The organism is Caulobacter rhizosphaerae (genome assembly GCF_010977555.1).
Lineage (GTDB): Bacteria > Pseudomonadota > Alphaproteobacteria > Caulobacterales > Caulobacteraceae > Caulobacter > Caulobacter rhizosphaerae.
Genome location: NZ_CP048815.1, coordinates 3,661,115 through 3,686,747, shown reverse-complemented (window position 1 = coordinate 3,686,747; position 25,633 = coordinate 3,661,115). Strand labels below are relative to the sequence as shown.

Sequence of the window (25,633 nt, the reverse complement as noted above, 5' to 3'; positions counted from 1 at the left end):
TTCGCTCGACACGAGGATTGTCCAGTGACCGACGACGCGTTTCCGCCAGAATCCGAAGCCGGGCCCGAGGCCGACCCGCCGATCTACACGCCGCCGCACGAGGTCGAGGCCGCGGGTGAACCCGAGCGTGCGCAACCCACTGACCCCCAGACGCTATGGTTCGAGCAGGCCCTGCTTACCGACGGCTGGGCCAGGGACGTGCGGTTCACGATCGCCGACGGCGTGATCGGCCGCGTCGACACCGGCGTCGCCCGCCAGGCCGGCGAGGTCGCCCACGGGCCCTGCCTGCCCGGTCTGCCCAACCTGCACAGCCACGCCTTCCAGCGGGCCATGGCGGGCCTGACCGAGACCCGGGGCCCTACAGGCGACAGCTTCTGGACCTGGCGCGAGCTGATGTACCGCTTCGTCGACCGCCTGGGTCCCGACGAGGTCCAGGCCATCGCCGCCCTGGCCTATATGGAGATGCTGGAGACCGGCTCGACCCGGGTCGGAGAGTTCCACTACCTGCACCACGACAAGGACGGCTCGCCCTATGGCGACCTCGCCGAAATGGCGGGGCGGATCGCGGCGGCGGCCGACGAGACGGGGATCGGCCTGACCCTGCTGCCGGTGTTCTACGCCCATGCCGGCTTCGGCGGCGTCGCGCCGGGCGAAGGCCAGCGGCGGTTCGTGCACGACGTCGACGGCTACGGCCGACTGATCGAGGCCAGCCGCGCGGCGGTGGCCGGCCTGCCCGACGCGGTGGTCGGCATCGCTCCGCACAGCCTGCGGGCGGTGACGGGCGAGGAGCTGACCGCGATCCTGCCCCTGGCGGGCGCTGGACCGATCCACATCCACATCGCCGAGCAGACGAAGGAGGTCGACGACTGCCTGGCCGCCACGGGCGCGCGGCCGGTGCGCTGGCTGATGAACAACGCACCGGTCGACAAGCGCTGGTGCCTGGTGCACGCCACCCACCTGAACGCCATGGAGACCGAGCGCCTGGCCAAGAGCGGCGCGGTCGCCGGCCTGTGCCCGATCACCGAGGCCAACCTCGGCGACGGCGTCTTTCCGGCCCACGACTACCTGGCGGCCGGCGGGGCGTTCGGGATCGGCTCGGACAGCAACGTGCTGATCGACGCGGCCGAGGAGCTGCGGACCCTGGAATACGGCCAGCGCCTGACCCGGCGGGCCCGCAACGTGCTGGCCAAGGCGCCCGGCGGCTCGACCGGCGGCGCGTTGTTCAAAGCGGCCGTGAGCGGCGGGGCTCAGGCGCTCGGCGTCGTCGGCGGCTTGCGGCGCGGGCGTCCGGCCGACTTCGTGACCCTGGACCGCGCGCATCCGGCGATGATCGGCCGCGACGGCGACGCCTTGCTGGACAGCCTCGTGTTCGCGGGACGGCACGGGGCGATCGACGGCGTCTGGCGCGGCGGTCGCCAGGTGGTCAGCAGCGGTCGCCACGACGCGCGCGAGGCCATCCTGGCCCGCTATCGGGCGGCCTTGGGGAGCGTGCTGGCTTGAGCGGGAACGAGGGGACGCTGTCCCAGCGCATACGGGGCGAGATCGAGGACCTGATCCGCTCGGGCGCCTGGTCGCCCGGCCGCAAGGTTCCATCCGAGCTCGAACTGATGGCGCGGTTCGGCTGCTCGCGGATGACGGTCAACAAGGCGATGTCGGCCCTGGCGGACGAGGGGCTGATCGTTCGCCGTCGTCGCGCCGGCTCGTTCGTGGCCCGGCCCCGCGTGCACTCCACCGTACTCGACATCCCCGACATCCAGGCGGAGATCGTGGCGCGCGGCGAGGCCTACCGCTTCGACCTGCTGGACCGACGGCGCCGCAAAGCCAGGGCGGGCGACGCCGACGAGATCGCCCTGGCGGCCGGCGGCGAGATGCTGGCGCTGCGCGGTCTGCATATCGCCGGCGACCGGCCGTTCGCCCTGGAGGACCGCCTGATCAGCCTGGCCGCCGTGCCCGAGGCGGCCGAACTGGATTTCGCCGAGGAGTCGCCGGGGGCCTGGCTGCTGCATCATGTCCCCTGGACCGAGGCCGAGAACCGCATCAGCGCCGTCGGGGCCGATGCGGCCGTGGCCGACCTGCTGGCCTTGGACGCGGGCGCGGCGCTGCTGGCCGTCGAGCGGCGCACCTGGCGGGCGGGCCAGCCGGTCACCTGGGTGCGCCAGCTGTTCCCCGGCGAGGCCTACGACCTGGTGGCGCGGTTCGGTCCGGCGCGGTGATCTGGCCTTCTATTCCGACCAGATGAAGCGCGCGCCGTCGCTGTTGTCCGGCATCGGGCCGGGGCTGTCGGCCCGGATGTCGCCGGTCTGCGGATCGATGCGCAGGAAGCGGTTGGTGGCCAAGGACATCAGCACCAGTTCGCCCGTCGGCGTTTCGATCCACTGGAAGTCTTGCGCCTTGCCGGACGGGCCGGCCGCAACCGTCACCCCGCCATCCGCGCCGACCGTGACATAGCGTCCGCCCGATCGCAGGGCGACGCGGCCCAGCCGGCGGTCGACGACCTCGAACCGCGTCGGGGCGCTCGAAGCCAGGCTGGCCCCACCGCCGGCCGCAAGTCCGGTCGTCGCGTGGAACGAGGTCAGCCGGATAGATCGGCCATAGGGAATGGGCCGCATCAGGCCGTGGGTATGCGGCTGATGGACGTCGATGCTGTCGAAATCGGCGAAGCCGCCCTCGGCGCCGGTCGTGTTGTAGTTGAACAGCCCGTACCGAACGCCCTGGAAGGTGAAGGTCTGGTAGAACAGTTCGACCTCGTCGCCGATCGGCGTGAAGGTGACGCCGTCGAACGAGTAGCTGAAGCGCGCCCGTTCGGTGAGGAAATCGCAGTTGGCCCGAAGCCAGACGCGCGTCCCGGTCATCTTCACCCGCACCGTCTTGTCGGGGTGCTGGTCATAGAGGACGACGTCGAGCCCCTCGGCGCGCTTTTCGACGCCCAGGGTCGCGTAGGGCAGGTTGAGCAGCCCCAGGCCGGCCGTGTCGCCCGGCTTCAGGTTCGACGCGTCGAGCAGGACGGTCGGCGTCGACATCGGCCCGATCGCCCGCTGGGTCAGGGTGTTGCGCGCGTCGTAGAAGGTGGTCGCCGGCAGGGCGTGAAGGCGCAGGAAACCCGGCCGTTCCGACAACGACCACTTGCCGTCGACCGGAACATGGTTCCACTGCCAAAGGGGCTGGAGCTTCGGCGCTGAGAAGTCATCGCTGCGCCGGAAGGGGACGCGCACCGGCTGCGGCGTGGCGGTCTTCGGCTTGACCCAGGTCCGCGGCGTGCGCGTCAGGTTGCCCGGCAGGCCGAAATAGGGCCAGCCGTCCTTCCAGGTGATCGGTGACAGGCCGAGCAGGCGACCGACGGAATTGAAATCCATCATCGAAAAGCCCCACCATTCGCCAGCGGGGGTCTGGACGACGCCGCCTTGGTGCAACGCCAGGTCATGTTTGGCGACGGGGGTAGGCCCCCAGAACGTGAACGGCGGCTTGGGCGCGCCCGTGCGCTTGCTCGACGCCATGCCGAAGTCCTCGTGCAGGCTGATCGCTTGATTGACCTCGTAGGGGCCCAGCACGTGGTTCGCCCGCGCCGCCGGCATGCGGAAGCCGCCGGCATAGTTGGCGCTGATGATGTAGTACTTGCCGTCGATCTTGTAGAAATGCGCGCCCTCGCCCATGCCGGCGTCCTTGGCGAACAGGACGCGTTCGGTGCCCGGAACGATGTCGGTCAGGTCGTCCGTCAGCTGGGCCAGGTGCATCGTCTGGTGATCCCAGACGACATAGGCCTTGCCGTCGTCGTCGAACAGGACGGACAGGTCGTGAAAGCTGCGCTTCATCGACGTGCGCGTCCACGGCCCCTTCGGATCGGCAGCCGTGAATATCTGGGTCGTCTGGCCGTTCACGTTCGAGAAGATGTAGAACTTGCCGTCATGGTAGCGGAAGGACGGCGCCCAAATACCCTGACCATAGATATTCTTGCCGTCCTCCAGCCGGAAGGCCGGGCCGAGGTCGAGCTTGTCCAGGGCGTAGGCGACGAACTCCCAGTTGACCAGGTCCTTCGAACGCAGGATCGGCAGGCCCGGCATGGTGTGCATGGTGGTGCCGGTCAGATAGAACCAGTCGCCGACGCGGATCAGGTCTGGATCGGAAAACTCATCATAGAACAAGGGGTTGGTAAAGGTGCCGTCGCCGTTGTCCGGCGTCCAGGTCGCGGTAGACAGGCCTTTGGATGCGCTCGCCTCCGGAGACAGCGCGGACGCCGGCGCCGCGCCTAGGATCACCGCTAAGGCCGCCAGACTGGACACGACAAGTCCGGACGATTTCGATCCATGCCGCATGACGCTTCCCCTTTTTGGCCTTGCTACCGCATCTGAGGTCGTGCCCACAAGAACTTTTGTCAGACAATTAGCGTCGCTGCGGGGCGCCGTCGTTGGTTTTGGACGGGCTGGGGCGCAAAGAGTCCGAAAATTGAGCCGCAACCTTCGTAAAGGCGCCGCCTAGGCCAGTCCCGGCCCCGAGATCCTGACCACCGGCGTAAAGGCCGGCCGGGCCTCGGGCAGGGCCACGTGCAGGCCCTTGTCGTCGCGCTGGAACGCCAGCTCGCCGCCGCCCAGCAGCTCCACCCGCCGCACCTGGCCGGCGCTGGTCGGGCCCGAGGCGGCCAGGCTCTGGATCACCAGCTCGCCGGTCGGCCAGGCCATGGGCAGGGCGAACAGGTCGCCGCCCTTGGTGGTGAAGCGGATGTCGGCGGCCTCGAACGGCTTGGCGTCGCCCTCGTTCTGCATGCCCTCGACCAGCTTGGTCGGGCCCTCGCCATAGATCCGCCAGGGCCGCGAGGCGTAGATCGCCGGGCCGTTGACGGCGATCCAGCCGGCCATGCCCTCCAGCACTTTTTCTTCCTTGTCGTCGATCGTACCGTCGCCGCGCTGCGGGATGGAGACCATCAGGCAGCCGTTCTTGCTGACCACGTCGATCAGCCGCTGGATCACGTCCCTGGCGCTCTTGTAGCCATCGCGGTCGTAGAGGCCGCGGTCGTAATGCCAGTTGCCGATGCAGGTGTCGGTCTGCCAGGGCTCGGGCCGTAGCCGATCGGAGAAGCCGCGCTCGACGTCCTCGACGATGCCGCGCCGCTGCAGGGGGCTGAGCTTCTTGCCGGTGACCACCACGTCGGTCGCGCCGCGCGCCGCCAGGGCCTGGTTGTAGTAGTGGGCCGTCGCCGCCAGACCGGCCTGGCCCAGCGGCAGGGTGTAGTTGTCGAAATAGACCATGTCGGGCCGGTAGCGGTCGACCAGGTCGTTCTGGCGCGCCAGCCAGCTTTGAACAAACCCGGGATTGTTCGGCGGCGGGGTCTCCAGCCACTCGCCGTCGTACTTGTCGTGCCAGGCGTTGGCGGCGGCGATGCTGTCGATCCCGTCGGGGATCAGCATGTTGCGGCCGGTATAGAGCTGTTGCGGATCCAGTCCCTGCCACCACTTGCCCTTGCCGTCGGCCTTGGTCAGCCGGAAGGCGTCGTAGCGCCGGCCCTTCAGCGGGCCCTCGGCGTCGTAGCCGTAGGCGGTCTGCCACCAGTGCCAGGCATGGGCCGAGTGGTTGGAGACGCCGAACCGCATGCCATGCCGGCGGGCGACCTGCTCCCAGGTCCCGACGATGTCGCGCCCGGGGCCTACCCGCAGCGTGTTCCAGGCGTGGTGGCGGCTGGCGAACATGTCGAGGTTGTCGTGGTGGTTGGCCATCGACATGAAGTACTTGGCCCCGGCGGCCTGGTACTTCTTCATCAGCCCGTCCGGATCCCAGTTCTGGGCCTTCCAGCGCGGAATGAACTCCATGAAGCCGAACGTCGTCGGGTGGCCGTAGGTCTTGACGTGGTGTTCGTAGACCCCGTTGCCCTGGATATACATCTGCCGACCGTACCAGTCGCCATATTCGGGCACGCACTGCGGGCCCCAGTGCGACCAGATGCCGAGCTTGGCGTCACGGAACCAGTCGGGGACCTTGTAGCCCTGGGCCAGCGATTCCCAGCTGGGCTGGAAGCCGCCCTTGCGGGGCGCGGCCAGGGCGGGCGCCGCCGAGGCGGCGGCCAGGCCCGCGCCAAGGTTCAGCAGGTCGCGGCGATTGAGGCTCATGTACGGTCCCTAGTTCTTGGCCGGCGCCGCGGCGTTGGTCGGCGGGTCGCCATAGAGGATGCCCCGGCCGTGGACGGCAAGATAGACGCGGCCGAAGCGGTTGGGATCGCCGGTCAGAGCGCTTAGCCCCGCAAAGCCCCAGCGCTCGTCGTGCAGCTTGATCCAGGTCCTGCCGACGTCGTCGGAGCGGAACACGCCCTCGACGCCGCCGACCTTGCCCCAGACGAACACCGCCGGATGGCTCTGGCCGGGGGCGGCCTTGCCAAAGCCGACCAGGCCGGCCTCGTCGACGCCGCCGACCGCCTTGAAGCTGTCGCCGCCGTTGGTCGAGCGCATCAGCCCCTGGGCGGTGGGCAGCCACAGCTCGCCCTCGATTCCCGGGACGGCCTTCAGCGGCCGGCCGTTCGGCAGGTTGCGGGCCGTGACCTTGAAGGTCTCGCCGCCGTCGGCGCTGGCCAGCACCGCGCCCTGAGCGGCGTCGTAGAGGTAGAAGCGCGCCGGGTTTACGCGGTCCGAGGCGGGGGCGAAGTCGGCCCGGTCAGCTTTTTCCACCCCCTGGACCGGCCGCCAGGTCTTGCCGTCGTCGCTGGAGACGTAGGGCGGCGCGTCGCGGAGGGCCCAGACCATGCGCTGGCCGTCCGCCGACAGGGCGATGCGGCCGGTGTCGAGGTTGGAACCGCGCGGCGGCGAACTGGCGAAGGCGGTCCAGGTCCTGCCGCCGTCGACGGAGCGAAAGCCGCCTGTGGACGTCGGGTCGCTGGTCCGGACCAGAACGTCGGGCGCCAGCTCGGCGTAGTCCAGGCCGCGATTGGTGCCGCCGTGCGGGGCGAAATAACGGCTGCCCCGAGCGCTATCGAGATCGTCATGCCGGAAGCCGCCGATGTCGCCGATCGTGCTGACCAGCGGGGCGCCGCCCGAGGTCCCGTTGGGCGGTGAGACCAGTCCCAGGGCGGCCGTCTCCTCCAACCCCTCGTCGTCGAACCGCCAGTTGGTGCGCCCCGAACGATCGGCTTCGGTCAGGTTCTTGGTCCGCCACAGGCCGTAGCCGGTGACATAGATCGCCTCGTCGGGATTGGTCGGGTCGATGTCGACGTCGCCGATCCAGTGGCCCATGGCGCGGCCGTCCTTGCCCTCCAGGCCGCGCACCCAGGGGGCGCCGCCGGTGTCGTGCTCGGATTTCTCGCGCAGACCCCTCCAGGTCTTGCCGCCGTCCGTGCTGCGGAACAGGTCGTCGCCCCGGCCCCAGCGGTCGAGGGTGGAGACCACGACCACGCCCGGGTGGGCCGGGTCGAGGCTGAGGCCGCCATAGCCGAACGCGTCCGGCCCGTTCGGCTTGACCGGCGTGATGTCGGTCCAGGCGCCACTGTCGGGATCGAACGTCCAGACCGCCCCGTCGGTCACGCCGTTCGGGCCCAGGCCGTTGCCGTAGGCGACGTACAGGACGCCCTTGGCGTCCAGCGCCAGGTGATGGGGGACCAGGCCCTTCGGCTGGCCGTCGACCAGGCCCCAGGTCGCGCCGGCGTCGGTGCTGACCAGCAGGCCGCCGCCCCTCGCCGTGGCGAAACCGGCATAGACGATCGCTGTCTCGCCGGCCTTGGTCTTCTCCACCGGATCGAAGGCCACCAGGGTGACGTGGACCTTCGGAAAGGCCTCGACCCGCGCCCACGTCGCGCCATGGTCGGCGCTGCGGTAGAGGCCGTCCTTGGCGCCCAGGAACAGCACCGCGCCATTGGCCGGGTCGACCATCAGCCGCTCGCCGGTGTTGCGGCCGTCCTCGTTGCCGCCGATCTTGACCGGCAGCTCGGTCTTGGCCCAGGTCGCGCCGCGGTCGGTGGAGCGCAGCAGGGCGCCGCCACGGGCGTACAGGCCCGTGTATTCGCCGGCCGCCATGTAGAGCCGGTTGGGATCCTGCGGATCGACGGCCAGGCTCAGGGCGCCGGCCAGCTGGCCGTCGGCGCGCTTGAGGTCGTCGTTCAGCGCCACCCAGCGGTTGGTCGCCCGGTCCAGGCGATAGGCCCCGCCGATGTCGGTGCGGATATAGACCAGCCCCTTCTCGGTCGGGTGATAGACCACGCCGCTGACGAAGCCGCCGCCCAGCACCTCGACGCTCTTCCAGCTATAGGGTTGCACGGCCGGCGGAGCGGCAAGGGCGGGCGCGGCGAGCGCCAACGCCCCGGCGGCGACCGCCAAGGCGAAGCCACGTTTGAACGAGAACATGCGGGGCTTCCGTCTCAAGGGGCGGGGGTCAGGCGAAGGCGTCCGCAACGAGCGCCAAGGCGCTTCCGGCCCTCAAGCCCATCGTAAATCCCCCCATGTCGTCTCTCCCCATCATCGCCTGTTGGGCGTTTCTATTTGTCACACAAATTAGACGGTGTATGGATCGCCGTCGAGCTTTAAGATACCGGTACCACCGGTCAGTGACCGGATTGCCCGAAACGCGTCAACATGTAATTGACAGCGTTGTCGGAGTTCCAACGATAAATGATGCGGGGAGTTATGAACACCAAGGCCTTTTGCGCAGCGCTGCTGGCGACCACCCTCCTGACCGGCGCGGCCTCGGCCGCCGAGAGCCAGAGCACCGCTCATCCGGCCCTATGGCCCGCGGCAAAGAGCCAGGGTCTGGTCGATCCCCAGACCGAGGCCTTTGTCGACTCCGTGCTGGCCAAGCTGACCCTCGAGGAAAAGATCGGCCAGATGATCCAGGCCGACATCGCCTCGATCAAGCCGGAAGACCTGAAGACCTATCCCCTGGGCTCGATCCTGGCCGGCGGCAGCTCGCCGCCGCTGGGCGCCCCCGACCGCTCGCCGATCGGGCCGTGGGTCAAGTCGGTCGAGGCCTTCCGCGACGCCGCCGCCCAGCGCCAGGGCGGCACGCAGGTGCCGCTGATGTTCGGCATCGACTCGGTGCACGGCCACGGCAACGCCGTCGGCGCCACGCTCTTTCCGCACAACAGCGCGCTGGGCGCCACCAGGGACCCCGAGCTGATCCGCAAGATCGGCGCGGCCACGGCCCAGGAAACCGCCGCCAGCGGCTTCGACTGGGCGTTCGGCCCGACCCTGACCGTGCCGCGCGACGACCGCTGGGGCCGGGCCTACGAGGGCTATTCGGAAGATCCGCAGATCGTTCGCGGCTATGCCGGCCAGATGATCCTGGGCCTGCAGGGCGCGGTGTCTCAGGGCGGCGTGATCCAGCAGGGCCACGTGGCGGCCAGCGCCAAGCACTTCCTCGGCGACGGCGGCACCCACTTGGGCAAGGACCAGGGCGACACCCAGGTCTCGGAGGCCGAGCTGATCCGCCTGCACGTCCAGGGCTATGTGCCGGCCATCAACGCCGGGACCATGACCATCATGGCGTCGTTCAACAGCTGGAACGGCGAGAAGATGCACGGCAACAAGAGCCTGCTGACCGACGTGCTGAAGGGCAGGATGGGCTTCGACGGCTTCGTGGTCGGCGACTGGAACGGCCACGGCCAGGTGGCCGGCTGCACGCCCAAGAACTGCCCCCAGGCCGCCAATGCCGGCCTGGACATGTACATGGCGCCCGACAGCTGGAAGGACCTGTACGCCAACACCCTGGCCCAGGCGAAGTCGGGCGAGATCCCGATGGCCCGCATCGACGACGCCGTGCGCCGCATCCTGCGCGTGAAGGCCAAGCTGGGCCTGTTCCAGCAGGCGCGTCCGCTGGAAGGCAAGGAAGCGGTGATGGCCTCGGCCGAGCACCGCGCCATCGCCCGGCAGGCCGTGCGCGAGTCGCTGGTGCTGCTGAAGAACAACGGCGTGCTGCCGGTGAAGGCCTCGGCCAACATCCTGGTGGCCGGCTCCGGCGCCGATGACATCGGCCAGCAGGCCGGCGGCTGGACCCTGTCGTGGCAGGGCACCGGCAACACCAAGGCCGACTTCCCGAACGCCCAGTCGATCTATTCGGGCCTGAAGGAGACGGTCGAGGCCTCGGGCGGCTCGGCGACGCTCAGTGTCGACGGTTCGTTCGACAGGAAGCCCGACGTCGCCATCGTGGTGTTCGGCGAGACGCCCTACGCCGAGGGCGTGGGCGACATCAAGACGCTGGAATACCAGCCCGGGAACAAGACCGACCTGGCCCTGCTGAGGAAGCTCAAGGCCGCCGGCGTGCCGGTGGTGGGCGTGTTCCTGTCGGGCCGTCCGCTGTGGGTCAATCCCGAGATCAACGCGTCGGACGCGTTCGTGGCGGCCTGGCTGCCGGGTTCGGAAGGCGGCGGGATCGCCGATGTCCTGATCGGCGACAAAGCGGGCAAGCCGCGCACCGACTTCCACGGCAAGCTGTCGTTCAGCTGGCCTAAGACCGCCGGCCAGTTCACCCTGAACCGCGGCGACAAGAACTACGATCCGCAGTTCGCCTACGGCTACGGCCTGACCTACGCCTCCAAGGTGCGGGTCGGGACGCTGTCGGAGAAGCCGGGCTTCACGATCGCCACCGACAATGTCAGCAACTACTTCGTCGGCGGCAAGACGCCGGCCCCATTCGAGTTCCGGCTGACCCCGACCACGGGTGTGCAGATCCGTCTCGTGGACGCCGGCAATGTGCAGGAGGCCGGCCGTCAGCTGACCTTCTCCGGCGACACCGCGGCCACCGCGGCCCTCGCGGCCGACAAGGCCTTCGACCTGTCGTTCCAGGCCAACGCCGACATCGATCTGCTGATCGACTATCGCGTCGACGCTAAGCCGACCGGGCCGGTGGCCCTGTCGATTGGTGCGGGCAAGCTGGACGTCACCCCGGTGCTGGAAGCCTCGCCGGTCGGTGAGTGGAAGAGCCTGAAGGTGTCGCTCAAGTGCTTCCAGGCGGCGGGAACCGACGTGACCAAGGTCACCGCGCCGTTCGAGCTGTCGACCGCCGGCAAGCTGGTGGTCTCGCTGCAGGGCGTGAAGCTGACGACGGATCCGGCCGGCGCGGTCTGTCCGGCCAAGGCTCAATAACAACGCCGTTCGTCCCGGCGAAAGCCGGGATGAGCGGACTTTAGGGTTGGAATCCATGCGCTCGAAGATCCTTGGCCTGCTGGCCGCCACCGCCCTGACGACCATGGCCGGGGCCGCTGCGGCCGCCCCGCTGCTGGCCCCGGTGTTCACCGACCACGCCGTCCTGCAGCGCGGCCAGCCCATCCGGGTGTGGGGCGCGGCCAAGGCCGGCGAGGCGGTCGAGCTGACGCTGGGCGAGGCCCAGGCCAGCGCCACGGCCGACGCCCAGGGGCGCTGGTCCGCGACCCTGCCGGCCCGGGAGCCGGGCGAGCCCCTGACCCTGACGGTCCAGGCCGGCGGCGAGCGCCAGACGATCTCGGACCTGCTGGTCGGCGACGTCTGGCTGTGCTCGGGCCAGTCGAACATGGAATACCCGCTGCGCCGGTCCCTGGGCGGCGAGGCCGAGGCGGCCAATTCGGCCGACCCGAACATCCGCCTGCTGCAGACCGGCCGGGTCAGCCTGCCCGAGCCGACGACGGCCCTGCCCAGGGAGGCGGCCTGGCGTCCGGCCACGCCGGAATCGGCCAACAACTTCAGCGCCGCCTGCTTCTTCATGGGGCGCGAGATCAAGAAGACCACCGGGGTTCCGGTCGGCCTGATCGACGCCACCTGGGGCGGATCGGTGATCCAGGACTGGATCAGCCGCGACGGCCTGCACGCCCTGGGCGACTATGAAGAGGGGTTGGCCATCCTGGCCGATTACGCCAAGTCGCCGGAAGCCGGCATGGCCCGCTGGATCGCCCAGTTCGACCGCTGGGCCGCCAAGGCCGAGCCGCAGGCCGCGGCCTGGAGCCGGCCGGACTTCGACGACCGCGACTGGAAGACCATGCCGGCCGAAAAGCTCTGGGAAACCAATCCCGGGCTGGAGAGCTTCGACGGAACGATCTGGCTGCGGGCCACGATCGTCCTGACCGCCAAGCAGGCCAAGCAGGGCGCTGTCCTGGCCCTGGGGCCGGTCGACGACCTCGACATCACGTTCGTCAACGGGCGCCAGGTGGGCTCGACCCAGGGCTGGGACAAGCCGCGGGCGTACAAGATCGCGCCGGGCGTGCTGAAGGCGGGACCCAATGTGGTCGCGGTGCGGGCCATCGACACCGGCGGCGGCGGCGGGGCGTGGGGCCCGGCCGCCGAGAAGGGGTTGAGGTTCGACGACGGGTCGTTCGCGCCCCTGGGCGCCCGCTGGCGCTACAAGGTCTCGTCCACCGTCGCCCAGAGCGGCGTGCCGCCGACGCCGCCGTGGGTGGGGGCCAGCGGCCTGTCGACCCTGCGCAACGGCATGATCGCGCCGCTCGCGCCGTACGGCCTGAAAGGCTTCGCCTGGTATCAGGGCGAGGCCAACGTCGCCGAGCCCCAGAACTACCGGCGCCTGCTGGCCGCCCTGGTCGGCGACTGGCGCCAGTCGTTCGGCGGGCCGGACCTGCCGTTCCTTGTGGTGCAGTTGGCCGATTTCGGGCCGCGTCAGACCCGTCCGGTGGAATCGGGCTGGGCCGGGGTGCGCGACGCCGAGCGCCGCGTGGCCGCCGCCGATCCCAAGGTCGGCCTCGCCTCGGCCGTCGACATCGGCGACATCTACGACATCCATCCGGCCAACAAGCAGCAGGTCGGCCATCGCCTGGCCCTGCAGGCGCGAAAGCTGGCCTATGGCGAGACGACCCTGGTCGCCGCAGGGCCTGCGCCGCTGTCGGCCATGCGGACCGGCGCGGCGGTGGTCGTGCGGCTGGACCAGCCGGCGGTGGTGCAGGCTGACGTCCGGCCGGTCGGGTTCGAGCTGTGCGACGCGGGCGGCGTCTGCCGCTTCGCCGACGCGGTCCTGGCCGGCGACCAGGTCTCGCTGGCGATCCCGGCCGGTTTCGCGCCGGTCAAGGTCCGCTTCGCCTGGGCCGACAGCCCGATCCTCAACCTCTATGGCGCGACCGGCCTGCCGGCGACGCCGTTCGAACTGGCGATCACGCCGTAGAGCGGATCGAGCTCGGCCATCCCTGGTCCTTGGTCTGCGACAAACCTCGGGATGACCGTGCTTTAGGCACGGTGTGTAGAAAACCTCATCCCGAGCTTGTCGGTCGGCGAGGGCGCGCCGTTAACCAGCAACCCTTGGCGGGCGGCGGCATTGTGTTGCGTCGAGGAGACCGCCGATTGCCCGACGCTGCATATCAGGAACTGGCCAAGCTATGGGAAGCCGTGTTCGGCGAGCAGCCGCCGGTCGTCGCCGAGCCGGGCCTGACGGCGCGGATCCTGGTCACCTGCCTGCCGCCGGCCGAGCCTTACGGCTTCGTCGCCAGGGACGAGGATTAGGGTCTTTTGACAGTTGCCGGTTCTTGGGCCGAATTCCTCGTCCTTCGACAAGCTCAGGATGAGGAATTCCGCTCAACCGCCTTGCCAATAGCCCTCATCCTGAGCCTGTCGAAGGACGAGGGCGGCGCCCCGGCGTCGAACGCCTAACGGCCCCCAGACCCTAGACCGCCAGCGCCTTGAGCCGCTCGCGCAGGTCGCCCAGCTCATCCAGCTGGAGGTTCAGCTTGCAGAACAGCTGCTCGGGCACGGCCCTGGCCTTGTCGCGCAGGGCGGCCCCGGCCTCGGTGAGGGTGACGACCACCCGGCGCTCGTCCTCAGGATCGCGGGTCCGCGCCACCAGGCCCTGGGCCTCCAGGCGCTTGAGCAGCGGGGTCAGGGTGCTGGACTCCAGGTCCAGCGCCTCGCCCAGGGCGCCGACGGTGCGAGGGCTGGCCTCCCACAGCACCAGCATGGCCAGGTACTGCGGATAGGTCAGGCCCAGGGCCTCCAGCATCGGCCGGTAGAGCCGGGTCACCCGGTTGGCGGCCCCGTAGAGGGCGAAGCACAGCTGGCGGTCGAGGCGCAGGGCCTCGACCGGTTCGCCGCTCGTCTTGTCGGTCTTGGCGCTCATGCGGCCCTTGTGGTGATCGCGACGTCGACATTGCCGCGCGTGGCGTTGGAATAGGGACAGACCTTGTGCGCCGTCGCAACCAGGGCTTCAGCCTCGTCCTGGGTCAGGCCCTGGGTTTCGACCTCCAGCGCGACCTCCAGCTTGAAACCGACCTCCAGCGGGGCCAGACCGACGACGCCGGTCACGGTCGAGCCGGTCAGGCCGATCTTCTGCTGGCGGGCCACGAAGGCCATGGCGCTTTGGAAGCAGGCGGCGTAGCCGGCCGCGAACAGCTGCTCGGGATTGGTCCCCTGGCCGTTGCCGCCCAGCGCCTTGGGCAGGGCCAGCTGCACATCCAGCAGGCCGTCGTCGCTGCGGGCCTTGCCTTCGCGGCCGCCGGTGGCCGTGGCGCGGGTTTGATAGAGAGTGGACATCGGATGCCTCCTTGGCGTTATTCGATGTGAACGATTTAATCGTGCACGATATAATCACAAGGGGCGCAGTGAAGTTTTTTATCGCGCGCGATCTATCGGATTGGCCGCGCTACCCGGCTGGAGCCTTCGCGGCGCTGACCAACGCCCCCAGCGCCTCCATCGTCGTGAGGTCGCCGAGCAACTGCCGCACGATGCTCAGCGTGTCGGAATAGATCCGTTCGCAGACCAGGGTCTCGCCTTCGAACAGGAAGAAGGCGGCCATCTGGCAACTGAACGGGCGGCCGGTGGCGGGCAGGGGGCCGAGGGGACCCAACTGCGTGCCTTCGAGGATGAATTCCACCACGATCCCGTCGTCGATATGACGCAGGGAGAGCAGGGTGTTGCGCTGGTCGGGAAAGGTCTGGCGTGAGCTTCTGTAATAGCGCTCGACCTCAGGCCGGCCGTCGTGGACTGCGCCGGTGGCGATGATCTCGTAGTGGGGGTGGGGGAAGGTCGCCAACACCCTGTCCCAGGCGTGGTCGATCTCGTCGGCCATGTGCTCGCGCACGATCGTCTCGCGCCGGGCGCGCAGTTCGTCCTGGGTCATGATCGCTCCTCCCGTCGCTCTTCGGCGGCGTCGAAGACAGTAGAACCGTCAGGCCCCGGCTTGGGAAGCCTCTACGCCGCCCAGGCGGCCGCGAAGCGCTTCAGCTGCGAGCGGGCGGCGCTTTCGGCGCTGTCGCCGAGAGCTTCCAGGCGCAGGAACAGGTCGCCGGCCCGGTGCGGGCCGCGGGCCGGGAGGCCTTGGCCGGGCAGGCGCACCAGGCCGCGGGCGGCGGCCTTGGTCGAGATCCACACCAGACGCGGGCCCAGGGCGGTGGTGACCTCGATCCGGCCGCCTTCGGCCAGGGCGCGGGCGTCCAGCCGCGCGGTCAGCCACAGGTCGTCGCCGCGCACCAGGGCGTCGGGATCATGCTTGTGCACGACGCGGAAGGTGACGTTCTCGACCCGCACCTTGTCGCCGTCGCGCAGGCCGGCGGGCAGGGTCAGGCGCAGCTTGCGGGCGTCCAGCGCCAGGTCCAGGCAGCCGCCGGCGAAGGCCAGGGCGGCGTCGACCTGCAAGGTCGCCTGCTCGACCCGGGCCGGTTCGGCGACCGCGGGCGGGAAGTGGATCGGGCGGGCCGGGGCGTCCTGCAGCAGGCGATAGGCGGCCAGCACGTCGCGGAACAGGGCCGCGTCGCCGCCGGGACGGTCGGGGTGGGCGCGCTTGGCGGCCTCGCGATAGGCGGCCCGCAACTCGCGCTCATCCGCGCCGGGCGCCACGCCGAGGATGGCCCGGGCGGCCTGGAGGCTGAGAACGGAAGACGAGCCGGCGATCATGCCGCCGACCCTGCCGCCGTTTGGTCAACGGGGCGTTAAGTTAACGAATCTGGCCGCTCAGCAGCCAGACCAGGCCGAACACGCCGAACACCCCGGCCACGAAGACGATTACCGCCCACGAGCCGCTCCTGCGGTGCCAGGTGACCGGCTCGTCGACCTCGGTTCCCTCGACCCGCGCCCGCTCGGCCGCCTTGGCGCGCAGCCGCCACAGGTTCCAGGCCCCGGCCGCGAACAGGAACAGGCCGCCGGCCGCCAGGACGATCCAGTCCTGGACGTCGTCGCCCTTCCACTTGACCGCCTCGACATAGCCGATCCACAGGCCGGCCGCGCACCACAGCGCCAGGGGAAGCCAGGTCAGTCGCGCCCGCGTGCCGAGTTTCATGGGGTGTCCTTCATGTCGCGCGGCAGATGCGCGCGACCGGCCATCCGCGTCAAGCGTGGCCCGCCGCTCCGCTGTGTCCTATATCCATCCCATGACCGACGCGCCCCTGATCCCCGCCTCGCCGTCCGAGGACGACTATGTCCGCCAGGTGACCGAGGCCACGCCGCCGCCGCTGCTGCCGGAGGGCGACCCCATCCGCCTGTTCGAGGACTGGCTGGCCGAGGCCGGCAAGGGCGAGCCGAACGATCCCAACGCCGTGGCCGTGTCGACCGTCGACGCCGACGGCCTGCCGGACTCGCGCATGGTGCTGCTCAAGAGCGTCGACGCCCGGGGCTTCGTCTTCTACACCAACACCCACAGCGCCAAGGGCGTGGAGCTGTCGGGCCAGCCCAAGGCCGCGCTGCTCTTCCACTGGAAGTCTTTGCGCCGCCAGGTGCGGGTGCGCGGCGCGGTCGAGCCGGTCAGCGAAGCCGAGGCCGACGCCTACTTCGCCAGCCGCGCCCGCCACAGCCAGCTGGGCGCCTGGGCCAGCGACCAGTCGCGGCCGCTGCCCGACCGCCTGGCCCTGGAGCGCCGGGTGGCCGAGATGGCGCTGAAGTTCGGCATCGGCAAGGTGCCGCGCCCGCCTCACTGGTCGGGCTATCGCGTCGTTCCCCAGGTCATCGAGTTCTGGCGCGACCGGCCGTTCCGCCTGCACGAGCGCCTGGTCTACGAACGGGCCGGCGAGGGCTGGGCGACGAAGCGGCTGTTCCCCTAGACGCCGTACCGCGCCAGGAACGTCTCGACCGCCTCGTTCGCGATATCCGGCAGCGGCCGGGCCGGCCGGACCTCGTCGCCGGCCGCCAGGCCCAGCATCAGGGTGGCGTGGTCCAGCATGCCAAGCAGCTGGCCAGCGGCCCCGGCGGGGCGATCCGTCGCCAGTTCGCCGGACGCCACCAGGTCTTCGATCAGCGCGATCGCCGTGCCGCCCAAGGCCTTGTGTGCGCCCTGGAGAGCGTGGTCGGCCAACGCCTCGAAGCGCCGGCGTTCGCTGGCGATCATCCGGAACATCGCCCGCGTGGCGGGCTGCGACATCAAGGCGGCGTAGGCCAGGGCCAGGCTGGTCAGGCGGACGCGGGCGTCGCCCTTCGCCCGGGCGCTGGCCCGAACGGGCTCGGCCATGTGCTGGACGGCGTCGTGGACGATGATTTCGAACAGCTTGGCCTTGCTGGGGAAGTAGGCGTAGAGGGTGGCGGTGGACACCCCCGCCATCCGCGCCACCGCCTCCATGCCGGCGGCGGCATAGCCTTCCCGAAGGAACACCCCGCGCGCGGCCGCCAGGATCTCGGTCTTCTTGCGTTCGGATCGATTGACGACGGCGCCGATCAGCATGGGTGCGACTCTAGTCAAGGTTCAAGCAACCATAGGCGCTCAACCAAAGAGCAAGCAAGCCGCCGCACGCGACGCGGCTGGAACTTTCCGCTATGGGGACGCCCGCGCCCGGACATCGGGCGCCGTTGACGGGGTTTGGGCGTGATCAAGGACGCGGAGACGGTTCGCGAGCAGGAAGTGGCCGCCTGGATGGGCGAGCGGGCCGATCGGGTGATCGAGACCTCCTGCGCCCGCGTGTTTCTGGTCGGCGAGGCCGCGTGGAAGGTCAAGCGCCCGGTCAATTTCGGCTTTCTGGATTACTCCACCCTGGAGCTGCGCCGCTGGTCGCTGGAGCGCGAGCTGAGCTTCAATCGCGCCGCCGCGCCCGACATCTATCGCGCCGTGCGCCGCCTGACCCGCACCCAGGACGGCGGGGTCGAGATGGACGGTCCCGGCGAGATCGTCGAGTACCTGTTGGAGATGCGCCGCTTCGACGAGCAGGGCGTGTTGGCTGTTCAGCCCTGGGCCATCGACGACGCGCTGGAGGAATCGCTGGGCCGCACCATCGCCCAGTTCCACGCCGGCGCGCCGCTGCGGCCGCAAGGCGGCGGGGTAGGGGCCCTGGGCTACACCATCGCCTCCAACGCCAACCTGCTGCGCGGCCTGGCCCCGCGGCTCGGCGCCCAGGCCGTCGAGCGGCTGATCGCCGAGACCGACCTGGCGCTGGAGCGCCTGGGCCCGCTGCTGAACGAACGGGCCGGGCAGGGCTTCGCCCGCCACTGCCACGGCGACCTGCACCTGGGCAACATCCTGGTGGAGGACGGCAAGCCGATCCTGTTCGACTGCATCGAGTTCAACGACTCGCTGTCGGACATCGACATCCAGTACGACCTGGCCTTCCTGCTGATGGACCTGGACTTCCGCCGTCGCCGGGACGCCGCCGGCCGGGTGCTGAACGCCTATCTGGACGAGGCCGCCCGCACGTTCGGCGAGGGCCTGTGGACGGGCCTCGCGGCCCTGCCGCTGATGCTCAGCGTCCGCGCCGCGGTGCGCACCCACGTCTGGGCCTACAGCAATGACGACGAGGCGGCGCGGGCCTACCTGGCCACCGCGCTGGAGCACCTGGCCCCCCGGCCGGTCAGCCTGGTGGCCACCGGCGGCTTCTCGGGCTCGGGCAAGTCGACCTTCGCCCGGGTTTGCGCGCCCGGCCTGGGGACGGCCCCCGGGGCGGTGGTCCTGCGCACCGACGAGATCCGCAAGCGCCTGTGCGGCGTGCCCTCGCTGCAGCGCCTGCCCAAGGAGGCCTATACGCCGGAGATGAGCGAGCGGGTCTATGGCGAGCTGTTCCGCGACGCCGCCCTGACCCTGGCCTCGGGCCGCTCGGTGGTGGTCGACGCGGTGTTCCTCAAGCCCGAGCAGCGGGCCCGCGCCGAGGCCCTGGCCAAGCAGGCCGACGTGGCGTTCCAGGGCGTCTGGCTGGAAGCCCCGCCCGAAGTGCTGCGCGCCCGCGTCGCCGCCCGCGTCAACGACGCCTCCGACGCCGACGTGGCCGTGCTGGAAAGCCAGCTGACCCGCGACACCGGCGAGATCACCTGGCGCCGCGTCGACACGGTCAGCGCCTTCGAGGACGAGGCGCGGGCGCTGGCGGAGACGATGGGGTAGGGACGGCGGCGTCATCGCCGCCGGCGTTCTCCGCGGGCCCGGCGAAATTCGGGCGCCGTGATCCTGAAGGTCGGCTCGTTGGCGTGAAGAGTAGGGTGAATTTCGAGCCAGTCAGACGTTGGCGACGCCCACTTGGGGCTTCCGTACCGCCGTGGCGGCGAGGACCACGGGCGAGTATGGTCGTCGGATGAGCAAGCCGCCCTCTGAGCCGGAACACCCCAAGCCAGTGGTCATTGCGATAGACGCCAGTGGAAACGTGGCCGCTACGGTGGATGGCGAGCCCGTCGATCTCGATCAGCTCCTATCCGAGCTTACCGCCGTACTCCGTGAAGCTGAAAACGACGGCGAGGATAGCGCCGACAGCTAGCGCGAAAAGCGGACGTTTTCATATGTCAGCTGGAGGTGATGAGCAGACGCGCGTGATGCAGCGCCTCTCGGTTCCGCCGTGCGTCACATCACGAAACCCTCGGCGCGCCTCGCATGCGAGGCAAGCGACTGAAGGGCGGACAGCTCGCAACTCCCCGCGCACGGGGAACCGGATTATCGCGTTCGGTCTTTGGCTACCTACACTCGCTCGGAGGGTAGGACATGCGGTACTTCTTCAAGCTGACGGACGGTGAGATCTACGACGACAACCAGGGCGTCGACATCTCGGACACGGCCGCGGCCGAACGCGAAGCGGCCCTGATCGCCGCGGAGTGGTTACGCGACAACCCGGACACCTTCCTGCGCGACGGCATCTTGAAGGTCGAGATCCTGGACGAGCAGAAGGACCTGGTCGCCACCATCGACATCGCCATTGTGCGTCCTGGCGCGGCCTCGCCCGCCTAGCGAACCATCCCGCCGATCCCGAGTTGTCTAAAGGTCAATTACGGAGACCAGGCATGACGCTGAAAACGGCCAAGGGCGTACGTCGCCCCCAATGGTGGCAGATCCACCCGACGCTGGCGTTCTGCTCGGCATGGGCGCTGATCATCGGCGGCGCCGCGACCGCCGTGGCTCTGCTCGCCTAGATCCGCAGCGCGCCCCAAGGTCCGCCTTCCGCGCAGGCGCTAGTGGCAAGGATCGACCCTAGTCGGACTTTAGCCGCCCCTTAAGTGCGTCTCGCTCACTTTTGATTTCGCAGCTGGGATTTGGAGGGCCGATGTTTTCAGAGCATGAAGTGGCAACCGAGGTCTTAGAGTTGATGCAGAAAATCGCTCAAGAACTGAACGATTCTCTTATCAGGCTCCGGGATCGCATTCCTGAAGATGAGTGGAAAGCCTATAGGCTCGGCATCGGCGCTATCCGAGGCGAGATGCTCGGGGAGATCACCTACCATATAGGTGAACGTTACCCAGACTTGCGTCGCAAACTCTACGGAGATTGAAGCCGGCGTTGGTAGTCTCTTGAAACCCCTACTTCTGCAATCCACCCATCTCCGAAGCTCGCTAAATCTGCTATAAAGCGAGCGTCGCGTCCTAAAGCGGGCGTTACTACGGCTTCGCCCCCCGAGATAAACGACCGGGCGCTCCCGACGTGAGTTGGGAGCGCCTTGGGTCCGACATCCACCCGTCTCGGACACGCGGAAGGTACGCTTGCCGATGATCTCCCGCGGACTAAGTTCTCCAGAAAAAGGCGCGTGAGGATTTGCGATGCAGGATGCAGTTAGACAGCTCGTAGCCATCGCACCAACGCTCGATGACAGCCTGGACGAAGATCCTCTCAAAGCGGCGGCGGATCTTCTCGATCAGCTCCTTCAACCACTCTCTGAAGACGATGTCAGAGCACTGTTGTCGCTTTTGCCGCCATCAGGCGACACTGCCTTTGGGCTGAATTGGACAATCCTTCATAGGATTGAAGCTGCGCCGAGTTGGCCGATTTGGACCGCTTTGACCGACACCGATAATGAGTGGACGGCTATGTTTCTAACCCGGCTGAAGAATGGTGGGTACATTCAGCCCCTGTCGAGTCCGGACAGCTGAGGTCCGCCAACCACCGCTTGCGACTCTCGGCGGGTCTGCTTGTCGAAGGCCGCATCCGCCCGGCGGATGGGGCCGCGCCCATCTTGGTCCGTTCATCCCGGCGAACGCCGGGACCCAAGGTCTAGACACCCTGCGTTGGCAGGGGCGGGTGGGGAGCAAACCCTACGACCGCGCCGCCTCTGTGCGCCGCCCGGTCTCGTCCCGCACCGCTGCGCAGATCGACGACAGCAGATCGATCGGCCGCACAGGCTTGCCCAGGTGGTCGTCGAAACCCATGGCCAGGAAGCGCTCGCGGTCGCCGGACATGGCCGAGGCGGTCAGGGCGATGACCGGGATCGCGGGGTCGCCGCCCTGGCCGGCCCGGATGGCGGCCAGGGCGGTGATGCCGTCCATCACCGGCATGTTGATGTCCATCAGCACCGCGTCGAACGTCTCGACCTTCAGGGCGTCCAGCGCCGCCTGGCCGTCGTCCACGATGGTCAGGACCACGCCCGTGGCCTCCAGCATGGTGCGGACGACGACCTGGTTGATGGCGTTGTCCTCGGCCATCAGGATCCGCAGGTCGCCGAGATCTGGCCCGTCCTGGTCTTCGGCGGCCTCGGGCGGCGCGGCGGGAGCGGCGATGGGGACCGCGCGCAGGGTGAAGAGGAACGCCGCGCCGCCGACGCCGCTTTCCAGGACCAGGTCACCGCCCATCTGGCGGGCCAGGGCGCGGGAGATGGTCAGGCCCAGGCCGGTGCCGCCGTGGCTGCGCGAGACGGCGTTGTCCGCCTGGGTGAAGCTTTCGAAGATGCGGTCGTGGACCTGGGCGTCGATCCCGGCTCCCGTGTCGACCACTCTCAGCCGAACCTCCCGCGCCTCGTCCGCCAGGCCCGGCTCCGACGCCGACAACTGGATCGTGAGGCCGCCCTGGCTGGTGAACTTCAGGCCGTTGGAGATCAGGTTCATCAGCACCTGGCGGATCCGCTGGGGGTCGGCCAGGATCCAGGCTGGGGCCGAGGGATCGATCTCCGTGCGCAATTCCAGGCCCTTCGCGGCGGCGGCGTCCCGCCAGGCGTCGCCCGCGGCGTGGACCAGGTCGTGCAGGTTGACGGCCGCCTGGTCCAGGTCGACCCGGCCCGCCTCGATCTTCGACAGGTCCAGCACGTCGTTGAGCACCTGCATCAGGCTGTCGCCCGACTTGATCATCAGCCGCACATGGCGACGCTGGGCGTCGTCGAGATTGGAGCGGTCCAAGGCGTGGGCCATGCCCAGCAGGCCGTTCATCGGCGTGCGCAACTCGTGGCTGGTGACCGCCACGAAGGTGGACTTGGCGCGATTGGCCTCCAGCGCGCGCTCGCGCTCTTCGCGCAGGTTCTGGGTCAGGGCGTCCAGCCGGTTGGCGGCGGCGCGATTGGCCGCCATCACGTTGATCGCCGTCAGCACCACCGCGATCAGGCTCCAGCGCGCGACATTGGCCGCCACGCCGTGGGCGTCGTAGAAGAAGAGCGGAAACGCGATCAGGCTCGTCATCGGCGCCATGGCGCTGACCGCCAGCAGGGCGACGGGCTGGTGCCGGAAGTTCTGGGTGTAGACGATCTGGCCGGCCCAGATGGCGACGGCCGCCATCTTCAGCTCGGGGCCGGGCGCGAACCACAGCAAGGCGCCCAGCGCCGACCAGATCAGGTTGATCGGCAAGGCCGCCAGAACGAAGCCCGCCCGCAGTCCGGGCGAGGCGCGCACGCCGGGCCTGAACCGGCGGGTCGCCAGCCGGGCCAGGCCCTCGGCCCAGGCCAGGGCGGCCAGCCAGCCCAGGGCGAAGGGCGCCCCGACGGCGAAGATCACCGCCACGGTGGTCAAGGCGGCCGGGATCAGGCGTGACGGCAGCAGGCGATGGGTGTCCAGCGCCACCTCGTCCAGCCGGTCGTCGGCCCATATGGCGAACCTGTGCACCCGATTCCAGCTCGTCCGCCGCTATGTCGGCCAGGCGACATGGTAACCATCGCGCGCGGTCTTCGGGTGAACGCAACCTGCGGCCGATCATCGCGGCCTGACAAGCTCCGGGAGGTTCGCGTCCCGGGCGCGGCGCGTTGCGCGGCGAACGCGGCCCCGCTAGCCTCGCCTGAACAACGATAACGGATCGGGAGCGCGCGGCGATGCAGGGCTTGATGCAGCACGGGGCCTTGACGGTCGACAAGATCATCGACCACGCCGCCCAGTGGCACGGCGCGCGTGAGGTGGTCACCCGCTCGGTCGAGGGCCCGATCGTCCGCACCACCTACGCCGCGATCCACGCGCGCGCCAAGCGGGTGTCCAACGCCCTGCTGGCCCTGGGGATCAAGCCGGGCGACCGGGTGGGCACCCTGGCCTGGAACACCGGTCGCCACATGGAGGCCTGGTACGGGATCATGGGGATCGGCGCGGTGTGCCACACCTTGAACCCCCGCCTGTTTCCCGAGCAGATCGCCTGGATCGCCAACCACGCCGGCGACCGCGTGATCTTCGTCGACCTGACCTTCCTGCCGATCATCACGGGCGTCCTGCAGCACCTGCCCAGCGTCGAGCACGTGGTGCTGTTCACCGATCGCGACCACATGCCCGCCGACTTCCGCCCGACCGGCGAGACGCCGAACTTCAAGGGCCTGCTGTGCTTCGAGGACCTGGTCGAGCTGCACCATGCCGACTGCGCCTGGGGCGGGTTCGACGAGGGCACGGCGGCCGGGCTCTGCTACACGTCGGGCACGACGGGCGACCCCAAGGGCGTGCTCTATTCGCACCGCTCCAACGTCCTGCACACCCTGATCACCCTGCAGCCCGACGTGATGGGCCTGTCGCAGAAGGACGTGATCCTGCCGGTGGTGCCGATGTTCCACGCCAACGCCTGGGGCGTGGCGTTTTCGGCGCCCGGAACCGGCGCCAAGATGGTCATGCCGGGCGCGAAGATGGACGGCGCCTCGATCTTCGAGCTGCTGGACGGCGAGGGCGTCACCTTCTCGGCCGCCGTGCCGACGGTCTGGCAGATGCTGCTGCAGCACCTGAAGGAGACGGGGGCCAAGCTGCCCGTGCTGAAGAAGGTGGTGATCGGCGGGGCGGCCTGTCCCGAGCACATCATCCGCGCCTTCCACGACGATTACGACGTCGAGGTGGTCCACGCCTGGGGCATGACCGAGACCTCGCCGGTGGGCACGCTGTCGGTCATGACCGACGAACTGGAAAAGCTGCCCTACGACCAGCAGATGCCCTATCGGCTCAAGCAGGGCCGGCCGCCGCTGGGCGTGGAGCTGAAGCTGACCGACGACGCCGGCCGGCGCCTGCCGCACGACGGCAAGAGCTTCGGCAACCTGAAGATCAAGGGCCCGATCATCGCCGCCGAATACTTCCGCGGCGCCGGCGGCAGGATCCTCGACGACGAGGGCTTCTTCGACACCGGCGACGTGGCCACGATCGACGACCATGGCTTCATGCAGATCACCGACCGGGCCAAGGACGTGGTCAAGTCGGGCGGCGAGTGGATCAGCACGATCGACATCGAGAACATCGCCCTGGGCCATCCCAAGGCGGCGATGACGGCGGTGATCGGCGTGCCGCACCCCAAGTGGGACGAACGGCCGATCCTGCTGGTCAAGCTGAAGGACGGCGAGACCGCGACCAAGGAAGAGTTCCTGACGTTCCTGCATGGCAAGATCGCCAAGTGGTGGACGCCCGACGACGTGGTCTTCGTCGACGACATCCCGCTGGGCGCGACCGGCAAGATCGACAAGAAGCTGATCCGCCAGCGCATGAAGGACTATGTGCTGCCGGCCCTCTCCGCGGCGAGCGTCGCGGAGGGCGCGGCGGAGCCGGAGCCCGAACCCGAGCCTGAGCCGCCGGCCGCCGCCCTGGCCGCCGCCGACGGGGCCCCGGCGGCGCGGATCTATGCGCCCGAGCCCGAGGCGCCGCTGTCGGAGGCTCCGCCGCTGCCCGAGCCGCAGGTCGTCCAGGCCCTGGCCCAGGCGGACGGCGAACCGCCCGTCGAAGGCGAGGGTAAGGCGGACGGCTTTCCCCTGGAGCCGCTGGACGCCGCGGGTCCCGCGCCGCCGCTCGAGCCCGTGCCGGAGGAGGCCTTCCACGCCGAGCCGGTGTTCGTCGCCGAGTCGCCGCCGCAGGCCATGCCGTCCGCCGCCCCGCAAGAGGACAGGAAGGCCAAGGCGCAGGCGGACAGGGGCGGCGGAGCCTCGGCCCTGCTCGACCTGGCGCTGGTGGTGGCCGTGGTTCCGGCCGTGCTGGTGGCGGTCGGGATGCTGGGCGTGAAGCTCGGGATCCTCCCGCCAGCGCTCGGCCACGACCGGATGACCCTGGACTGGGCCCCCAAGGCCGCCGTGCTGGGCGTCGTCACCGGCGTGCTGGGCCTGTTCGTCGCCGCGTTCGGCGGTGTTCCGCGCTTCTGGAAGAAGGCGCTGCTGGCCGTGGCGATCACCATCGCTACCCTGGGCCTGATGGCCGCGGCCAATCTACTGGGCGGCGCGCCGACGGGCTGACGGGGAGGGCGTTCCGTGGCG

Annotated in this window: 23 protein-coding genes and 1 pseudogene; 13 read left to right on the top strand and 11 right to left on the bottom strand. The window is 69.4% G+C overall.

The genetic code is table 11. The annotated features are described in order from the left end of the window. Positions 1 to 24: 24 nt before the first annotated feature. A complete protein-coding gene (locus tag G3M57_RS16860) occupies positions 25 to 1,500 on the top strand; it encodes a formimidoylglutamate deiminase (RefSeq protein WP_269141707.1) in 1,476 nt (491 codons plus the stop codon). Beyond that, positions 1,497 to 2,213 carry a histidine utilization repressor gene (gene hutC, locus G3M57_RS16855; protein WP_163231865.1) on the top strand — a complete coding sequence of 239 codons (717 nt, stop codon included), beginning with the start codon at positions 1,497 to 1,499 and terminating at the stop codon, positions 2,211 to 2,213. Before G3M57_RS16860 ends, hutC begins: the two co-directional genes overlap by 4 nt. 9 nt (positions 2,214 to 2,222) lie before the next feature. Here hutC and G3M57_RS16850 read toward each other — a convergent pair whose 3' ends face one another. From G3M57_RS16850 to G3M57_RS16840, 3 genes are all read right to left on the bottom strand, one after another. Next, on the bottom strand, positions 2,223 to 4,277 hold the full coding sequence (locus G3M57_RS16850; protein WP_244322561.1) for a family 43 glycosylhydrolase: 2,055 nt from the start codon (positions 4,275 to 4,277) through the stop codon (positions 2,223 to 2,225). Between the two features lie 192 nt (positions 4,278 to 4,469). Further along, on the bottom strand, positions 4,470 to 6,095 hold the full coding sequence (locus tag G3M57_RS16845; protein ID WP_163231861.1) for an alpha-L-fucosidase: 1,626 nt from the start codon (positions 6,093 to 6,095) through the stop codon (positions 4,470 to 4,472). 9 nt (positions 6,096 to 6,104) lie between these two features. Next, positions 6,105 to 8,312: a beta propeller repeat protein gene (locus tag G3M57_RS16840; RefSeq protein WP_163231860.1), complete on the bottom strand. Its 2,208-nt coding sequence runs from the start codon at positions 8,310 to 8,312 to the stop codon at positions 6,105 to 6,107. A gap of 267 nt (positions 8,313 to 8,579) precedes the next feature. Here G3M57_RS16840 and G3M57_RS16835 point away from each other — a divergent pair, with 267 nt between their 5' ends. The 4 genes and pseudogenes from G3M57_RS16835 to G3M57_RS27985 all read left to right on the top strand — a co-directional run. Continuing rightward, positions 8,580 to 11,045: a glycoside hydrolase family 3 protein gene (locus G3M57_RS16835; protein ID WP_163233768.1), complete on the top strand. Its 2,466-nt coding sequence runs from the start codon at positions 8,580 to 8,582 to the stop codon at positions 11,043 to 11,045. Positions 11,046 to 11,100: 55 nt separating this feature from the next. Beyond that, positions 11,101 to 13,041 carry a sialate O-acetylesterase gene (locus G3M57_RS16830; RefSeq protein ID WP_163231858.1) on the top strand — a complete coding sequence of 647 codons (1,941 nt, stop codon included), beginning with the start codon at positions 11,101 to 11,103 and terminating at the stop codon, positions 13,039 to 13,041. Between the two features lie 176 nt (positions 13,042 to 13,217). Further along, a complete protein-coding gene (locus G3M57_RS16825; protein WP_163231856.1) occupies positions 13,218 to 13,376 on the top strand; it encodes a hypothetical protein in 159 nt (52 codons plus the stop codon). Positions 13,377 to 13,382: 6 nt separating this feature from the next. Continuing rightward, positions 13,383 to 13,501: pseudogene (locus tag G3M57_RS27985) on the top strand (hypothetical protein); the annotation flags it as partial. Positions 13,502 to 13,536: 35 nt separating this feature from the next. Here the strand turns inward: G3M57_RS27985 and G3M57_RS16820 are convergent. The 5 genes from G3M57_RS16820 to G3M57_RS16800 all read right to left on the bottom strand — a co-directional run bounded on the left by G3M57_RS16820 (position 13,537) and on the right by G3M57_RS16800 (position 16,140). After that, entirely contained in the window at positions 13,537 to 13,986 is a 450-nt protein-coding gene (locus G3M57_RS16820; protein ID WP_163231854.1) for a MarR family winged helix-turn-helix transcriptional regulator, read from the bottom strand. Next, the gene (locus tag G3M57_RS16815; protein WP_028041592.1) at positions 13,983 to 14,399 is read right to left on the bottom strand and encodes an organic hydroperoxide resistance protein; all 417 of its coding nucleotides are present in this window, start codon (positions 14,397 to 14,399) and stop codon (positions 13,983 to 13,985) included. Before G3M57_RS16815 ends, G3M57_RS16820 begins: the two co-directional genes overlap by 4 nt. A gap of 109 nt (positions 14,400 to 14,508) precedes the next feature. Beyond that, entirely contained in the window at positions 14,509 to 14,985 is a 477-nt protein-coding gene (locus tag G3M57_RS16810) for an ester cyclase (RefSeq protein ID WP_163231852.1), read from the bottom strand. Between the two features lie 71 nt (positions 14,986 to 15,056). Then, positions 15,057 to 15,758, bottom strand: coding sequence for a DnaJ domain-containing protein (locus G3M57_RS16805; RefSeq protein WP_163231850.1), 702 nt, complete (start codon positions 15,756 to 15,758; stop codon positions 15,057 to 15,059). Positions 15,759 to 15,798: 40 nt separating this feature from the next. Then, positions 15,799 to 16,140, bottom strand: coding sequence for a hypothetical protein (locus G3M57_RS16800; protein ID WP_163231848.1), 342 nt, complete (start codon positions 16,138 to 16,140; stop codon positions 15,799 to 15,801). A gap of 91 nt (positions 16,141 to 16,231) precedes the next feature. On the opposite strand from G3M57_RS16800, the gene pdxH reads away from it, so the two are divergent. After that, positions 16,232 to 16,897, top strand: a complete 666-nt coding sequence (gene pdxH, locus G3M57_RS16795) for a pyridoxamine 5'-phosphate oxidase (protein ID WP_056762933.1) — start codon at positions 16,232 to 16,234, stop codon at positions 16,895 to 16,897. Here the strand turns inward: pdxH and G3M57_RS16790 are convergent. Continuing rightward, positions 16,894 to 17,511 (bottom strand): TetR/AcrR family transcriptional regulator, encoded by a 618-nt coding sequence (locus G3M57_RS16790; RefSeq protein WP_056762649.1) that lies wholly within the window; start codon positions 17,509 to 17,511, stop codon positions 16,894 to 16,896. The two genes, pdxH and G3M57_RS16790, sit on opposite strands and share 4 nt — an antisense overlap. Positions 17,512 to 17,652: 141 nt before the next feature. Between G3M57_RS16790 and G3M57_RS16785 the strand changes: the two genes are divergently transcribed. The 5 genes from G3M57_RS16785 to G3M57_RS16770 all read left to right on the top strand — a co-directional run bounded on the left by G3M57_RS16785 (position 17,653) and on the right by G3M57_RS16770 (position 20,521). After that, positions 17,653 to 19,152, top strand: coding sequence for a bifunctional aminoglycoside phosphotransferase/ATP-binding protein (locus G3M57_RS16785; RefSeq protein WP_163231846.1), 1,500 nt, complete (start codon positions 17,653 to 17,655; stop codon positions 19,150 to 19,152). 187 nt (positions 19,153 to 19,339) lie between these two features. Continuing rightward, positions 19,340 to 19,519 (top strand): ExbD/TolR family protein, encoded by a 180-nt coding sequence (locus tag G3M57_RS16780; RefSeq protein ID WP_163231844.1) that lies wholly within the window; start codon positions 19,340 to 19,342, stop codon positions 19,517 to 19,519. A gap of 221 nt (positions 19,520 to 19,740) precedes the next feature. Further along, entirely contained in the window at positions 19,741 to 19,983 is a 243-nt protein-coding gene (locus G3M57_RS16775) for a DUF6894 family protein (RefSeq protein WP_056762647.1), read from the top strand. Between the two features lie 53 nt (positions 19,984 to 20,036). After that, the gene (locus G3M57_RS27755; RefSeq protein ID WP_255355551.1) at positions 20,037 to 20,165 is read left to right on the top strand and encodes a hypothetical protein; all 129 of its coding nucleotides are present in this window, start codon (positions 20,037 to 20,039) and stop codon (positions 20,163 to 20,165) included. A 131-nt stretch (positions 20,166 to 20,296) separates the two neighbouring features. Then, entirely contained in the window at positions 20,297 to 20,521 is a 225-nt protein-coding gene (locus tag G3M57_RS16770; RefSeq protein ID WP_163231842.1) for a hypothetical protein, read from the top strand. A gap of 229 nt (positions 20,522 to 20,750) precedes the next feature. On the opposite strand, the gene G3M57_RS16765 is transcribed toward G3M57_RS16770, so the two are convergent. Next, positions 20,751 to 20,894: a hypothetical protein gene (locus G3M57_RS16765; RefSeq protein WP_156402156.1), complete on the bottom strand. Its 144-nt coding sequence runs from the start codon at positions 20,892 to 20,894 to the stop codon at positions 20,751 to 20,753. Positions 20,895 to 21,278: 384 nt separating this feature from the next. Next, on the bottom strand, positions 21,279 to 23,048 hold the full coding sequence (locus G3M57_RS16760) for an ATP-binding protein (RefSeq protein ID WP_230983653.1): 1,770 nt from the start codon (positions 23,046 to 23,048) through the stop codon (positions 21,279 to 21,281). Positions 23,049 to 23,251: 203 nt separating this feature from the next. On the opposite strand from G3M57_RS16760, the gene G3M57_RS16755 reads away from it, so the two are divergent. Further along, entirely contained in the window at positions 23,252 to 25,612 is a 2,361-nt protein-coding gene (locus G3M57_RS16755) for a long-chain-fatty-acid--CoA ligase (protein ID WP_230983652.1), read from the top strand. The last annotated feature ends 21 nt before the right edge of the window (positions 25,613 to 25,633 follow it).

Bases quoted from the DNA above. Each gene is read 5' to 3' on its own strand.
- G3M57_RS16845 (WP_163231861.1), bottom strand. From the start codon at position 6,095: ATGAGCCTCAATCGCCGCGACCTGCTGAACCTTGGCGCGGGCCTGGCC.
- G3M57_RS16840 (WP_163231860.1), bottom strand. From the start codon at position 8,312: ATGTTCTCGTTCAAACGTGGCTTCGCCTTGGCGGTCGCCGCCGGGGCG.
- G3M57_RS16835 (WP_163233768.1), top strand. From the start codon at position 8,580: ATGCGGGGAGTTATGAACACCAAGGCCTTTTGCGCAGCGCTGCTGGCG.
- G3M57_RS16830 (WP_163231858.1), top strand. From the start codon at position 11,101: ATGCGCTCGAAGATCCTTGGCCTGCTGGCCGCCACCGCCCTGACGACC.
- G3M57_RS16820 (WP_163231854.1), bottom strand. From the start codon at position 13,986: ATGAGCGCCAAGACCGACAAGACGAGCGGCGAACCGGTCGAGGCCCTG.
- G3M57_RS16815 (WP_028041592.1), bottom strand. From the start codon at position 14,399: ATGTCCACTCTCTATCAAACCCGCGCCACGGCCACCGGCGGCCGCGAA.
- G3M57_RS16810 (WP_163231852.1), bottom strand. From the start codon at position 14,985: ATGACCCAGGACGAACTGCGCGCCCGGCGCGAGACGATCGTGCGCGAG.
- G3M57_RS16805 (WP_163231850.1), bottom strand. From the start codon at position 15,758: ATGATCGCCGGCTCGTCTTCCGTTCTCAGCCTCCAGGCCGCCCGGGCC.
- G3M57_RS16800 (WP_163231848.1), bottom strand. From the start codon at position 16,140: ATGAAACTCGGCACGCGGGCGCGACTGACCTGGCTTCCCCTGGCGCTG.
- pdxH (WP_056762933.1), top strand. From the start codon at position 16,232: ATGACCGACGCGCCCCTGATCCCCGCCTCGCCGTCCGAGGACGACTAT.
- G3M57_RS16790 (WP_056762649.1), bottom strand. From the start codon at position 17,511: ATGCTGATCGGCGCCGTCGTCAATCGATCCGAACGCAAGAAGACCGAG.
- G3M57_RS16780 (WP_163231844.1), top strand. From the start codon at position 19,340: ATGAGCAAGCCGCCCTCTGAGCCGGAACACCCCAAGCCAGTGGTCATT.
- G3M57_RS16775 (WP_056762647.1), top strand. From the start codon at position 19,741: ATGCGGTACTTCTTCAAGCTGACGGACGGTGAGATCTACGACGACAAC.
- G3M57_RS27755 (WP_255355551.1), top strand. From the start codon at position 20,037: ATGACGCTGAAAACGGCCAAGGGCGTACGTCGCCCCCAATGGTGGCAG.
- G3M57_RS16770 (WP_163231842.1), top strand. From the start codon at position 20,297: ATGTTTTCAGAGCATGAAGTGGCAACCGAGGTCTTAGAGTTGATGCAG.
- G3M57_RS16755 (WP_230983652.1), top strand. From the start codon at position 23,252: ATGCAGGGCTTGATGCAGCACGGGGCCTTGACGGTCGACAAGATCATC.